The organism is Streptomyces sp. NBC_00328 (assembly GCF_036139655.1).
Classification (GTDB): Bacteria; Actinomycetota; Actinomycetes; order Streptomycetales; family Streptomycetaceae; genus Streptomyces.
On the sequence record NZ_CP108013.1, the window covers coordinates 8,716,163 to 8,729,780 of the forward strand.

Sequence of the window (13,618 nt, forward strand, 5' to 3'; positions counted from 1 at the left end):
CTCCTCATACGGCGCCGTTCCCACCATGCGGCCGTACCCGGAGCAGAAGCAGGGCGACGTCGTCGGGCCGCTCCCGCGCGCTCCCCTCGCCCTGCTGGAGCAGTGTGTCGGCCAGCTCGTCCAGGGGCTGGTGCCCGCTCGCGGCGAGCCGTCGCGCGAGGTCGGCGAGCGCGTCCTCGATGTCGACACCGGGGGATTCGATCAGACCGTCGGTGTACAGGGCGAGCACCGACCCCGGGACGAGCGGCACCGCGGTCGTCGGATAGACGGCGTGGGGGTCGATCCCCAGCAGCGGCCCGCCGGCCAGGTCGAGCACCTTCACCCTGCCGTCCGGCCGGAGCAGCAGCGGCGGCGGATGCCCCGCCCTGGCCATCACGGCGACCTCGCGCGCCGGGTCCAGGCGCAGATACAGACAGCTGGCGAACAGCTCGGTGCCCAGGTCGATGAGCAGCCGGTTGGTGCTCCCCATCACCTCCTCCGGGGCCTGGCCGACCGCCGTGTACGCGCGGACCGCCGTACGGATCTGCCCCATCAGCCCCGCCGCCGTCACGTTGTGCCCCTGCACATCCCCGATCACCGCCGCCGCCCGGCCGTGCGAGGACACCAGGTCGTAGAAGTCCCCGCCGATGTCCATGCCCTGGGTCGCCGGCAGATAGCGTGCCGCCGCCTCGACCGAGGCCAGCGGCGGGAGCGAGGCCGGCAGCAGCGCGGCCTGAAGGCCCTGTGCGAGCTGGAGTTTCGCGTCGTAGAGCAGGGCACGCTCCAGCGCCTGGGCGATGAGCCCGCTCAGGCTGGTCAGCACCGCCCGCTCGTCGGGAGCGAAGTGGTGGGACTGCGTGTACCCGAGGACGCAGGTGCCCACCGGCCGTCCGGAGGCCACCAGCGGCAGATACGCCCACGCGCCCATGCCGTCGGGCGTGGCGTTCCGCGACGGATACAGCCGCTCCAGCTGCTCGCGCGAGTCGAAGAACGCGGGCACACCGGTGTTCAGCGCCTGGGTGCCCGGGGTCTGCTCGCTCAGCGGCAGCCCGTTGAAGCGCTCCACGATGTGCGCGTCCGGATAACCGCGATGCCCGAGGACATGCATGCGCCCGGCCCGGCTGGCGAGGACGACCAGGGACTGGCTGCCGACGGCGGGCGAGATCTCGTCCGCCACCAGCTGCACCACGTCCTGCACGCCCGCCGCCTCCGTCAGCGCGCTCGCCAGGCTCAGCACATGGGAGATCGTCACCAGGCGGGGGCTGCCGTCGTGCCGCTGCGGGCCCGCCCGCGTCATCTCGGACACCGGGCGGGCCCGCGAGATCCGCACGCTCAGCCCGCTCGTACTCGGATACAGGCGGAAGGAGAGCCAGTCGCCCGGCGGACGCAGCGCGACGAAGGAGGTCACGTGCTGGCTGATCAGCGCCGCCCGGTAGCGGTCCTCGTAGACCGGGTCGTTCAGCCAGGGCACGGCCGCCCACAGCTGGGTGCCCAGGAGACGGCTGACGGGCACCCCGAGCAGCTCGGCCGTCGCCGCGTTCGCGAAGCCGACCCGCCCGTGCAGATCCAGCGAGCACAGCCCGTACGGCAGCCGCCCCACCATCCGCGTGGCCTCCACCGAGCCGAGCGTGCCGCCGGGCGCCTCCGCGTACGGCGTGAGCAGGTCCGGCTCGGGGTGCAGCGGCCGGTTCTCCGCGGCGGCACGCTCCAGACGCAGCGCGAGCCGGTCGCAGGCCGCGGTGAGGCGATCGCGTTCCCGGTCGGAGAGGTCCGGCGGATGCGAGCCGGGCCAGGTCACGAAGACGGCGCCGTACATCGTGGCGGCCGTCGCCACCGGAAGCGCGGCGAGGGCGAACGGATACGGGAGCACCACCGCGATCCGGGGATACCTGCGGGCCATCTCGTGCTCGCCGCCCACCCAGATCAGCCGCCGCTCCCGTACCGCCTCGGCGACCGGGATCGGCGCGTTCAGCCCCACGCGCTCCCACGGCGCGGCGAAGGCCCGTGGCAGCCCGGCGGACACCGCCATCTCCAGCACCGGCTCGTGGGGGGACAGCAGGTAGAGGGCTCCCGAGTGGGCGTCCACGTCGTCCAGCATCGCGGCCAGCGTCAGCGACAGCAGCGGACGTCCCACCGGGGCCGGACGGCCTGCCGGCGCCTGCGCGGCCTCCTGCCCGTCGGACACGGCGACCACCTCCTCGCGGGGCCGTCCACGACTCCGCACCTCCAGGGGTCAAGGCTCCTCCCTGGAGATCGATCCCGCACGGCGAGCCGACCCGCCCCCACGGCCCGCCGGCCCGCTGTCCAGCCCGGCCGGGACACGAACCGCCACCTCCGTCACGGGAGCACGGTGCGAACGACATGAATCACGACGGATTCGCTTTCGTCGGATCTGCAGTCCCGTATGGGCTCCGCCGCAGGCCCGGCGCGTCCGGAACGGTCACAGGGGCTGCGCCCGAGCCCGGGAAGCGCTGTAATGACGGCGTGGTCAGTGAGGGTGCTGCGGAACGCGGAACGAGAAGGTCGCGTGCCGAACTTGCCCTGAAGACGCTCACCGCGGATCTCGACCCACGCGAACGGCTGCACCGCCTGCTGGAACAGGCACTCGTCTTCACCGGTGCGACCGTGGCCGCCGTGTACTCACCGAGTGCGAGCGGCGGTGAACTGCAGCTGGCCGAGTCCGCGGGGGTGCCCAGGACGCTGTACGGGCTCCGCGACAGCTACCCCCTGTCCGGCGGCTCCCCGGCCGCCGAGGCCCTGCGCTCGGGACTGCCGTGCTGGCTCGGACCCGAGGAGCTCGGGCGCTGCGCCGACGCCCGGCGACTGGCCTCCCAGGACTTCTCGCTGGCCGTGCTGCCCCTGGGGGACAACGGCTGCCTGGTCGCCGTCAGCGAGCGCCCCGACGGCTTCGGCCCCGAGGACCGGGCCTGCCTCGGGCTGCTCGCCGATGCCGTGGTCTGCCCGCCCGCGCCGCCGCCGGACAACGCGGCGGACCTGCCCGCCAACGCCTTCAGCCTCGCCATGGACACCGGGCACGTCGAGGTCGACCACGAGGTGCTCGACCTGTTCGGACTGTCCCCCACCACCTTCGACGGCAAGGTCGAGACCCTGTTGTCCATGGCCGTGCCGGAGGACCTCCCGGCCCTGATGTCCGCGGTCGAACCGGACCACATGTCGATCGGTGAACGCGAGCTGGAGTTCCGCATCCACCAGCCGTCCGGCGGACACAAGTGGCTCCGGCTGCGCGCCCGGTTGCTGCCCTCCGCCGAGGGCCGCCCCGCACGGCTCGTGGGCATCGTCTCCGACGCCTCCAAGCTGCGCTCCGGCCTGAGCGACGTGGGCCGCGTCCAGCGGCTCGCCGCCGCGCTGGCCACCGCCGGCACCGTCCGCGATGTCGGCCAGGCCGTCGTCGCCGCCCTGCGCAAACCCCTCCAGGCCGACCGGATCGCCGTCGCCGAGCTGGAGGGGGACCGTCTCGTCGTCACGCTTCTGGACCCGCCTCAGCCGGAGTTCTGGCCGGAGCTGTGGCGCAGTGAATGGCGCTCGGAGTGGCCCGACGCGCCCGTCCGGGCCATGCCCACGCTCGCGGCGGCCCTCAACGAGGGGCGGCCCGCCATCTGGCCCGCGGGCGCCGACCTGGAATCCGCGCTCGCCGAGGTCGGCCCCGGCGGGCTCGCCGTCCTGCCGCTGCCCGCGGGCGGCCGCATGGCGGGCGCCTGCCTGATCGGCTGGGACGCCCCGCACGAGTTCGGCCCCGAGGAGCGGGCCCTGCTCACCGCGTCCGCGGGTCTCGCCGGGCAGGCCCTGGTACGCGCCCACGCCTTCGACGCCGAGCACGAGCTGATCGGCATGCTCCAGCGGACCCTGCTCCCACGACGGCTGCCCCGGCTGCCCGGCGCGGTCGCCGTCGCCCGCTACCTGCCGACCACCTCCGGCCTGGACGTCGGCGGCGACTGGTACGACGTCATCCCGCTGCCCGACAACCACGTCGCCCTCGTCATCGGCGACGTCCAGGGACACAACGCCTCGGCCGCGACCCTCATGGGCCAGATGCGCACCGCCCTGCGCGCCTACGCCGTCGAGGGCCACCCGCCGGACGTGGTGGTCTCGCACGCCAACCGGCTCCTGCTCGATCTGGAGACCGACCTCTTCGCCACCTGCTGCTATGTCGACGTCGACATGGAGGAGGGGTCCGCCTGGTATGTGCGCGCCGGACACATCCCACCCGTGCTGCGTCACCCGGACGGCCGTACCGAGGTCCCCGAGTCGGAGACGGGACCGCCGCTCGGCGTCATCCGCCAGACCGACTTCCCCATGAGCCCGCTGCGGCTCCAGCCCGGCACCATCGTCGCGCTGACCACCGACGGACTGGTCGAGTCCGTCGAGGTCGACATCGAGGACGGCCTCAGGCGTCTCGCCGAGGGGCTGGCCGGCTCCGACCCCGCCCACCTCGGTCTCGTCGCCGACGAACTGCTCACGGGCGCCAACCGCAGTGACGACGTGGCCCTCCTGCTGATGCGGTACGACGGCATGGAGGTCCTGCCGCTCCGCGAGAGCTGGACCGTCTGGCGGGTCCCCGAGGCGGTCCGGCACGCCCGCCGCTACACCCGGCGCGCCCTGCGGGCCTGGGGCGTCGGCAAGTACACGGACACCGCCCTGCTGATCGTCTCGGAGCTCGTCACCAACGCCCTGGTGCACACCGACGGCAAGGTCAGGCTCGACCTCACCCTCATCAACCACCGCCTGCGCATCGCGGTCGCCGACAACTCGCCCCGTACGCCGATCAAGCCCACCAGCATCGGCTGGGAGGCCACCGGAGGCCGTGGAATCCTGCTCGTCGAGGCGACGTCGGCGACCTGGGGCACGGTGCCGGTGAGCGGCGGGAAGCAGGTCTGGAGCGAGATCGCCCTCGACTGAGGAGGTGAGTCCGTGCGTCTGCTGCTCATGTCCGACACCCACCTTCCGAAGCGGGCCAGGGAACTCCCCGCCGCGCTGCTCGCCGAACTCCCGTCGGCCGACGTCGTGATCCACGCGGGCGACTGGGTGGACACCGCCACCCTCGACCTGCTGGAGGCCCGTTCCCGGCGGGTCATCGGCGTGTACGGCAACAACGACGGCCCCGGTCTGCGGGCCAGGCTCCCCGAGACCGCCCGCGCCGAACTGGGCGGCCTGCGCTTCGGTGTCGTCCATGAGACCGGCTCCGCGCACCAGCGCGAACAGCGCTGCGCGCGGCGTTTCCCCGACCTCGACGTGCTGGTCTTCGGCCACAGCCACATCCCCTGGGACAGCACCGCGCCCACCGGCCTGCGCCTGCTCAACCCCGGCTCACCGACCGACCGCCGCCGCGAGCCGTACTGCACGTACATGACCGCGACGGTGACCGACGACGGCCGGCTCACCGAGGTGACCCTGCACCGGCTGCCTCCGCGCAGCGGCTGATCCCATGGCCAGGGGCCACGGGCCGCTGGCCACGGGTCGCTGGCCACGGGTCGCTGGCCACGGGTCGCCCGGCGCCGGGCCGGCTCGGGCTCACCGCGGATGGATCGCCCCGCCCCCGGCTGTCAGGGGCAGCCCGCTGCCGCCCCAGCGCAGCGCGATGATCTCCGCGGCGACGGACACGGCCACCTCCTCCGGTGTACGGGCTCCGAGGTCGAGGCCGACGGGGGAGCGCAGCCGGGACAGCTCGTGCTCCGGCACGCCGGCCGCGCGCAGCCGTTCCAGGCGGTCGTCGTGGGTGCGGCGGCTGCCCATCGCGCCGATGTACGCGGCCGGGCGACGCAACGCCTCCTCCAGCAGGGGCACGTCGAACTTGGGGTCGTGCGTCAGGACGCAGATCACCGTGCGCGCGTCGGTCGTCGTGCCGCTCAGGTAGTGGTGCGGCCAGTCCACGACGACCTCCACACCCGCCGGGAAGCGCTCCGGCGTGGCGAACGCCGGACGGGCGTCGCACACCGTGACCCGGTAGCCGAGGAAGGCTCCGATGCGGGCCACGGCGGACGCGTAGTCGATCGCGCCGAAGACCAGCATGCGCGGAGGCGGTGCGAAGGAGTGCAGAAATACGGTGACGGCGTCCTCGCGCCGCTCACCGTGCGGCCCGTAGTGCCGACGCCCCGTCGCCCCCTGGGCCAGTTCCCCCCGCGCGTCGGCGGCCACGGCGGCATCCAGCCCCCCGGAACCGAGCGACCCGACAGCCCCGGCGTCCGGGTCCGTCGGCCCGGGTGGCGCGGGGGCGGCGCCGTCCGGGCCCGCCGAGCCGGGCGCGCCGTCCGGGCCGGTGGAGGCCGCCGAGCCGGGGGTCCCGCTCCCGGCCGGGGTCTCGTCAGGCCGGACGGCCAGCGTCGCCCCCCGTGGTGCCGGGCCGTCCAGTACCGTCGCCAGCGTCACCGGGCGGCCCGCCGCCACCGACTCGGCCACCGCCGCGAAGGCCGGATCGTCGGCGGCCGACACCCGCCGGACCAGCAGGGTGATCTCTCCGCCGCAGGTGAGTCCCACGGCGAAGGCGTCCTCGTCGCTGTACCCGAACGTCTCCAGGCGGGCCTCGCCCGAGGCGATCACCTCCCGGGCCAGCTCGAAGACCGCGCCCTCGACACAGCCGCCGGACACACTGCCCACGATCTCGTCGCCCGGGCCGACCGCCATGGCCGCGCCCGGGTCGCGGGGCGCGCTGCGGTCGACCGCCACCACCGTGGCCAGCCCGAAGGGCGATCCGGCGGCGTACCACTCGTACAGCGCGGGGAGGATGTCACGCATCGTCCGCTCCTCTCGCCGCGGGGCCGGGCCCGCCCGGGGATCCGGTCACCTCGAAGGACCGGGATCCGGTCACCTCCAAGGATCCGCCCCGCGACGAGGTTTCGTTGAGCGTTAATGCGTTGCCGTCGCGGGTGGCCACCTGTTGCACTGACGGGAACGTGTTCACCACCACCGATGAGGAGCAGCACATGCGCGCACCGTTCATGTCCACCCAGGAAGGAATCCCTCTCATCTCAAAGGACATGACACCCGGTGCATATGCTCAACCTGGGAATCCTGGCGCACGTAGACGCCGGTAAGACGAGCCTGACCGAGCGGCTGCTGCACACGGTCGGGGCCATCGACGAGATCGGCAGCGTCGACGACGGGAACACCCGGACCGACTTCCTCGCGCTGGAGCGGCAGCGCGGCATCACGATCAAGTCCGCCGTCGTCTCCTTCGTGATCGACGATCTCACCGTCAATCTGATCGACACCCCCGGTCACCCGGACTTCATCGCCGAGGTGGAACGGGTGCTCGGCGTGCTCGACGGCGTCGTCCTCGTCGTCTCGGCCGTGGAGGGCGTACAGGCGCAGACACGCGTGCTGATGCGGACGCTCCAGCGGCTGCGCATCCCCACGCTGATCTTCGTGAACAAGATCGACCGCCGCGGCGCCCGGTGCGAGGAGATCCTGGACAGGATCTCCGAGCGCCTCACCCCGGCGATCGTCCCGATGGGCGAGCCCGGCGGGCTGGGCACGCGGGCCGCGTACTTCGCCCCCCACCCCGCCGACCGGCTGCGGCCGCGTCTCCTCGACCCACTGGCCGGGCACGACGAGGAACTGCTGGCCGCGTACGTCGAGGACGGCCTGTCCGACGAGCGTCTGCGCGGGGCGCTGGTCCGGCAGACGGGGCAGGCCCTGGTGCACCCCGTGTTCTTCGGATCGGCCATGACGGGCGCGGGCGTCACCGAACTGATCGCCGGGATCCGGGAGCTGCTGCCCACGGCGAAGGCGGACGCGGACGGGCCGCTGTCGGGCACCGTCTTCAAGGTCGAGCGAGGGGCGGCCGGGGAGAAGATCGCGTACGCGCGGATGTTCTCGGGCACCCTGCGGACCCGTGACCGGCTGACGCTGCGCGACGGCGAGGAGGGGAAGGTCACCGCGATCAGCGTCTTCGACCAGGGTTCGGCGGTCCGTGAGGCGAGTGTGACCGCGGGACGCATCGGCAAGCTGTGGGGGCTCGGAGCGGTCCGGATCGGCGACACCATCGGTGAACCGCCACGCTCACCGGCGGGTGAACACCACTTCGCTCCGCCGACCCTGGAGACCGTCGTCTCGCCCGGCCGTCCGGCCGACAGGGGCGCGCTGCACACGGCGCTCACCCAACTCGCCGAACAGGACCCGCTGATCGGCCTCCGGCACGACGAACTGCGCGGGGAGATCTCCGTGTCGCTCTACGGCGAGGTCCAGAAGGAGGTCCTCCAGGCGACCCTGGCCGACGAGTTCGGCATCGACGTCCTGTTCCGCGAGACGACCCCGCTCTGTGTCGAACGGCCTCTGGGCATCGGCGCGTCGGTCGAGTTCAACAAGAAGGACCCGAATCCCTTCCTCGCGACCGTCGGACTGCGGGTCGACCCGGCGCCGGTCGGATCCGGTGTGGCGTTCCGGCTGGAGGTCGAGCTCGGATCGATGCCGTACGCGTTCTTCAAAGCGGTCGAGGACACCGTCGAGGAGACCCTGGGGCAGGGGCTGCACGGCTGGCAGGTCACCGACTGCGCCGTCACGATGACGCACTCGGGCTATTCACCGCGCCAGAGCCATGCACACCAGGGATTCGACAAGAGCATGTCCAGCACGGGTGCCGACTTCAGGGGCCTGACCCCGCTGGTGCTGACGGCCGCACTGCGCGCGGCCGGGACCCAGGTGTACGAGCCGGTGAACGCGTTCCGTCTGGAGGTGCCCGCGGACACGCTCGGCGCCGTACTGCCCCTGCTGGCCCGGCAGCGGGCGGTGCCGCGGACCACCCGGATCCAGGGGTCCTCGTGTGTGCTGGAGGGGGTCCTCCCGGTGGTGCGGGCGCACGATCTGGAGCAGCAGCTCCCGGGGCCGACGCGCGGAGAGGGTGAGCTGGAATGCTCCTTCGACCACTACGCGCCCGTGGCGCGGGGCGCGATCCCGGACCGTCCCCGGACCGATCTGAACCCGCTGGACCGCAAGGAGTATCTGCTGAACCTGACGCGCAGGGTCGCAGGGTGAGCCGGCCGGCCGTGCTGCCGGCCCCGTGCGGCCAGGCGGGTGAAACGAGAAACTTACTCATGAGTCAGAGGTGTTGACGGCTCCTGGTGCCGGCGGGACTGTTGTGGACATGACGAAGTTACGTGCGCGTCTGCTCGGCGTCCTCGTACTCCTCACCGGTCTCCTCACGGCGGCGGGCACCGGGCCCGCCGCCGCGGACGGACTCCCCGACTCCCTCTGGTTCGACCAGCCGGCCGCCGCCGCCCTCACGGTCGTGAACGGCCGCTTCACCGACGGCCTGGGCCGCGAGGTCGTCCTGCGCGGCTACAACGTCTCCGGCGAGACCAAGCTGGAGGAGAACAGCGGACTGCCCTTCGCCTCGGTCGCCGACGCGGCGAAGTCCGCGACGGCGCTGCGCGCCCTCGGTGGCGGCAACTCCGTGCGCCTCCTGCTCTCCTGGGCGCACGCCGAACCGGTCCGCGGCCAGGTCGACAACGCCTATCTCGCCGCGGTCACCGACCAGATGCGAGCCTTCCTCGACGCGGGAATCCGCGTCTTCCCCGACTTCCACCAGGACCTCTACTCCCGCTACCTCTTCAACCAGGGAAGCTGGTACTCGGGCGACGGCGCCCCCAAGTGGGCCGTGACCGCGGGCGGTTACCCGCAGGAGTCCTGCGGCCTCTGCCTCTTCTGGGGCCAGAACATCACCCAGAACAACGCCGTCAAGGCCGCACAGTACGACTTCTGGCACAACTCCTACGGACTCCAGGACGCCTTCCTCACCACGGCCCAGGCCACCATGACGTACGTCCGGCAGCACCTCACCACGGCCGAGTTCGCGGGCGTCGCCGGCTTCGACCCGTACAACGAGCCCTACGCGGGCAGTTACGACTCGGGCCAGACCAGCCGCACCTGGGAACGCGACCTGCTCTGGCCGTTCTACGGGAAGTTCCGGGCCCGGATGGACGCGGCCGGCTGGCAGGACAAGCCCGCCTTCGTGGAACCGAACCTCTTCTGGAACGCCAACATCACCTCCCAGAAGCAGGAGGGCGGACTGCTCGACGCGGGCACCCTCGGCCCGCGCTATGTGTTCAACACCCACTTCTACGACCAGAAGGCCATCTCGGGCATCCTCATGTGGGGCAAGGCGGGAGACGGCCAGTACATCGGTGACTTCGGCACCGTACGGAACCGGGCCACCGCCGCCGGGACGGCGGCCGTCGTCTCCGAGTTCGGCCACCCGCTCTCCGGAACGGTCTCGGACAAGGCCCCGACCGTCGACAAGGCGATGTACCAGGCCCTCGACTCCCGGCTCTCCGGGTCCGGCTGGTGGTCAGGAGCGGCCTCGTCCGGACCGGTCCTGTCGGGTACCCAGTGGCAGTGGGACATCTACAGCGGCCGGCACCACGAGCTGATGAACGACAACCCCGACAAGGTCCTGACCTCGACCGACGCCTGGAACGACGAGGACCTCTCCGCCGTGCGCCTCGACGACTCGGGCACGGCCGTGCTGCGCCAGGACGCCCGGCTCCTCGACCGCCTCTACCCCGGCGCCACCGCGGGCTCCACCCTCGCCTTCACCTACGAGGACCGCTCCCGCGACGGCTCCACCACCCTGACCTGGAACCCGGTCCCCTCGACCCTTCCGCAGGTCTCCCAGCTCGTGGGAACGGGCCAGTACGGCCTGCTCGTCTGGCGCTCCGACGGCGGGTCCGCCCCGACGGAACTCCATCTGCCGGCCTCGTTCCCCTCCTCGGCCACGACGGTGGTGTCCGACCTCGGAGCGCTGGTCTCCCCGCCCGCCTACACCACGGCCACACCCGTCGCCGTGGCTCCCGAGCCGGGCGGCACCGGAAGCCGCCGCCTCCTGCTCACCGCGTCCGGCCCGGGAACCGTGCACTACGCGCTGGTCACGAACGGGGCGGGAGCCCCGTCCGCCGCCCTGCTCGACGGGGCCCGGACCGAACTCACCGCCTGGGCCGCCGCGCGGTTCGGCTGAACGACCATCAGCTGCCGCCCTGGCCGGTCCAGTTCGCTTCCACGTGGCCGAGCCGGACCCGCTGGGGGTGGTCGCCGACCGGCACCGACACCGTCTTCAGCCCGGTCTCGAAGTCGATGGCGGTGACCTGGTCGGCGCCGCTCTCGGAGACGACACAGTCCTTGCCGTCACCGCTCACGGTCGCCCAGTACGGCTTGACGGCGGGGACCAGCGGTCCTTCCTGAAGGGTCGCGCGGTCGACGACCGTCGCGTAGTCGTCCATCGTCCCCGCGACGCACAGCCTGGTACCCGAGGGGTTCATCGAAATGCCGTGGTGGCGCGAGTCGTTGACCCAGGTCGTGCGGTCGCTGCTGGTGGCGGGGTTCTTCGGGAGGGTCTTCACCCGGGTGATCTTGTCTGTGGCCACGTCGTACTCCAGGAAGCCGTTGAAGAACGACACCTGGAAGTACAGCTTGGACTCGTCCGGCGAGAAGACGGCCGGGCGGACGGCGTCGGAGAAGTCCTTGAGGCCGATGGCGTCCAGGCGCTGGCGCATGTCGATCACCTTGACCTGCTTGAAGGTGGCCGCGTCGACGACCGTGATCTTCCGGTCGCCCTTCGTCCAGTCCAGCCAGGGGTCGTCCAGCGCGGTGGTGACGTCACCGATGGCCATGTTCCAGATGTACCTGCCGTCGTGGGTGAAGATGTTCTCGTGCGGTTTGTCGCCGGTGGCGAACGAGCCGAGCTGCCTGCCGGTCGTGATGTCGAGCACGTGCACGGTGTTCGCGGTGGAGGCCGAGACCGCGACCCGGGTGCCGTCGGGCGACACGGCCATGTGGTCCGAGCGGTAACCCGACACGGCGAAACGCCAGTTGATCCGCCCGGTGGCGAGGTCGATCGAGACGACATCGGCGAAACTCGGGCGCGAGACCACCACCGACCGGCCGTCCGGCGTCGAGTACATGTCGTCGACGAACTGGTCGTGTCCCTCGCCGACGCCGTTCCGGATGCCCATGAAGTAGGCCCATTTGATGGGATCGGCGTTGATCGCCGCGAGCCGTTCGGCCTTGTCCGGGATGACGTTGATCCGGCCGATCTTCGCGAAGTCACCGGAGGACTTGATGACGTCCGAGGTGCCTTCCCAGTTGTTGCCGACGAACATCACCTCCCGCAGATCGGTGGCGGAGGTCTGCGCGCCGGCGGCGGAAGCGGCGGTCGCCGTGCCGCCGAGGGTGAGCGTGAGGGCCGCGGCGAGTGAACAGAGGTGTCTGGCTCTGAGGACGGACATGGAGGGTCCCTGTCTGGTGGGGGAGTGCGGGTGACGGCACGGTGGACCGGAGGCGTGCTGTGCGTGCGCGACGTGCGTGACAGGCGGGAATCTGAACATGCCTGCTTTCAAAGTTCACTTACTGGAAAGTAAGGACTGAGGGAGCCTCTTCACAAGGGTCGGTGCACGAGAAAATCGCGGAAGGGGGCGAACACCGGTTCGTGACGGGCGCTGGGGAGGAACGCGTGGCGGGCAGGCTCAGACAGCCCACCGGCCGCTACGGCGGCAGGACGGCGGAGGAGCGGCAGGCGGAGCGCCGCCGTCGTTTTCTCGACGCCGGGCTCCAGCTCTTCGGCGCCGGGCCCGGGTACCGGTCCACGACCGTGGCGGCCCTCAGCGGGGCGGCGGGACTGTCCACGCGCCAGTTCTACGAGGCTTTCCGCAGCCTCGAAGACGTACTGGCGGCGCTGCATCTGCAGGTCAACGACTGGGCCGAGCAGGCCGCTCTGGCCGCGCTCGCCGAAGCCGGTGACCTGCCGCTCGCCGAGCGTGCCACTGCTCTCTTCCGCGCCTACGCGGCGAACGTGACGAGCGATCCGCGCCGCATCCGTATCACCTTCGTGGAGATCATCGGCGTGAGCGCGCGGCTGGAGGAACAGCGGCTCGCCCGCCGGGCCCGCTGGGTGGAGTTCATCTGCGGCGAGGCGGCGGGTGCCGTCGCCCGGGGGGAGGCGGCGCCGCGTGACTACCGGCTGGCCGCCACCGCCTTCATCGGCAGCGTGAACGGCCTGCTGCACGACTGGAACGCCGGCTGGGTGGACGCGACCCTGGACGAGGTGGTGGAGGAGCTGGTCCGCCAACTGCTCGGGATCCTGCGCCCCGCCGACTGGGGCGCGGACGGGATCACGAGTACCTAGTGCCCCGGCAGGCAACGTTCGCCCCGTCGCGACGCCCGGCACGCTCCCCCAAGCTCTTCGAGCAGGGGGGACCCCCACTCGCCGCACCGGGCACAAGCCCAAGTACGTCCAGTACGAGGGCTTGCACCCGGCACGCCGAGAGCACGCACCGGACGCCGCTCCTTGACGGGCAAACGTTGCCTGCCGGGGCACTAGGACCTGTCCGGCCGATCACGGCGGAGACGCGGGGTGTGGCACGCACGCTCCCAAGCTCTGCGAGCAGGGGGGACCCCCCGCGGCGTTGTCGTCGGTCGACGACGTCCCCCAGCCTCGGCCGGGAGGGGCCCCCACCGCGTCGCCTCCCTCCTCCGCCTTGCAGCTGCACGCACCACACCCCGCTCACCGGCGCCCACCAGGGGCCGTCGGCATCCTCCACCGTGATCGACCGGACAGGTCCTAGCAGGACGCGGTCAAGGGCGGCAAAAGGGGTTGCCCTCGCTGGTGCCGTCGGCGAGCAGCCGGCGTTTCCGG

8 protein-coding genes are annotated in these 13,618 nt (G+C 72.0%); 5 read left to right on the forward strand and 3 right to left on the reverse strand.

Features of this window, described 5'->3' with window-relative positions:
- Positions 1 to 4: 4 nt before the first annotated feature.
- Positions 5 to 2,173, reverse strand: a complete 2,169-nt coding sequence (locus OG485_RS38195; protein ID WP_328673192.1) for a SpoIIE family protein phosphatase — start codon at positions 2,171 to 2,173, stop codon at positions 5 to 7.
- Positions 2,174 to 2,463: 290 nt separating this feature from the next.
- Here OG485_RS38195 and OG485_RS38200 point away from each other — a divergent pair, with 290 nt between their 5' ends.
- Positions 2,464 to 4,896 carry a SpoIIE family protein phosphatase gene (locus OG485_RS38200; RefSeq protein ID WP_328673193.1) on the forward strand — a complete coding sequence of 811 codons (2,433 nt, stop codon included), beginning with the start codon at positions 2,464 to 2,466 and terminating at the stop codon, positions 4,894 to 4,896.
- 12 nt (positions 4,897 to 4,908) lie between these two features.
- On the forward strand, positions 4,909 to 5,418 hold the full coding sequence (locus OG485_RS38205; protein WP_328673194.1) for a metallophosphoesterase family protein: 510 nt from the start codon (positions 4,909 to 4,911) through the stop codon (positions 5,416 to 5,418).
- Between the two features lie 90 nt (positions 5,419 to 5,508).
- Here the strand turns inward: OG485_RS38205 and OG485_RS38210 are convergent, their stop codons facing one another.
- The gene (locus OG485_RS38210; protein WP_328673195.1) at positions 5,509 to 6,729 is read right to left on the reverse strand and encodes an XdhC/CoxI family protein; all 1,221 of its coding nucleotides are present in this window, start codon (positions 6,727 to 6,729) and stop codon (positions 5,509 to 5,511) included.
- A gap of 252 nt (positions 6,730 to 6,981) precedes the next feature.
- Here OG485_RS38210 and OG485_RS38215 point away from each other — a divergent pair, with 252 nt between their 5' ends.
- Both OG485_RS38215 and OG485_RS38220 read left to right on the forward strand, forming a co-directional pair.
- Complete coding sequence (locus OG485_RS38215; RefSeq protein WP_328673196.1) at positions 6,982 to 8,967, forward strand: translation factor GTPase family protein; 1,986 nt, start codon at positions 6,982 to 6,984, stop codon at positions 8,965 to 8,967.
- Positions 8,968 to 9,076: 109 nt separating this feature from the next.
- Positions 9,077 to 10,945 carry a cellulase family glycosylhydrolase gene (locus OG485_RS38220; RefSeq protein WP_328673197.1) on the forward strand — a complete coding sequence of 623 codons (1,869 nt, stop codon included), beginning with the start codon at positions 9,077 to 9,079 and terminating at the stop codon, positions 10,943 to 10,945.
- 7 nt (positions 10,946 to 10,952) lie between these two features.
- Here OG485_RS38220 and OG485_RS38225 read toward each other — a convergent pair whose 3' ends face one another.
- Positions 10,953 to 12,212, reverse strand: a complete 1,260-nt coding sequence (locus OG485_RS38225; protein ID WP_328673198.1) for a YncE family protein — start codon at positions 12,210 to 12,212, stop codon at positions 10,953 to 10,955.
- 224 nt (positions 12,213 to 12,436) lie between these two features.
- Here OG485_RS38225 and OG485_RS38230 point away from each other — a divergent pair, with 224 nt between their 5' ends.
- A complete protein-coding gene (locus OG485_RS38230; protein WP_328673199.1) occupies positions 12,437 to 13,108 on the forward strand; it encodes a TetR/AcrR family transcriptional regulator in 672 nt (223 codons plus the stop codon).
- The last annotated feature ends 510 nt before the right edge of the window (positions 13,109 to 13,618 follow it).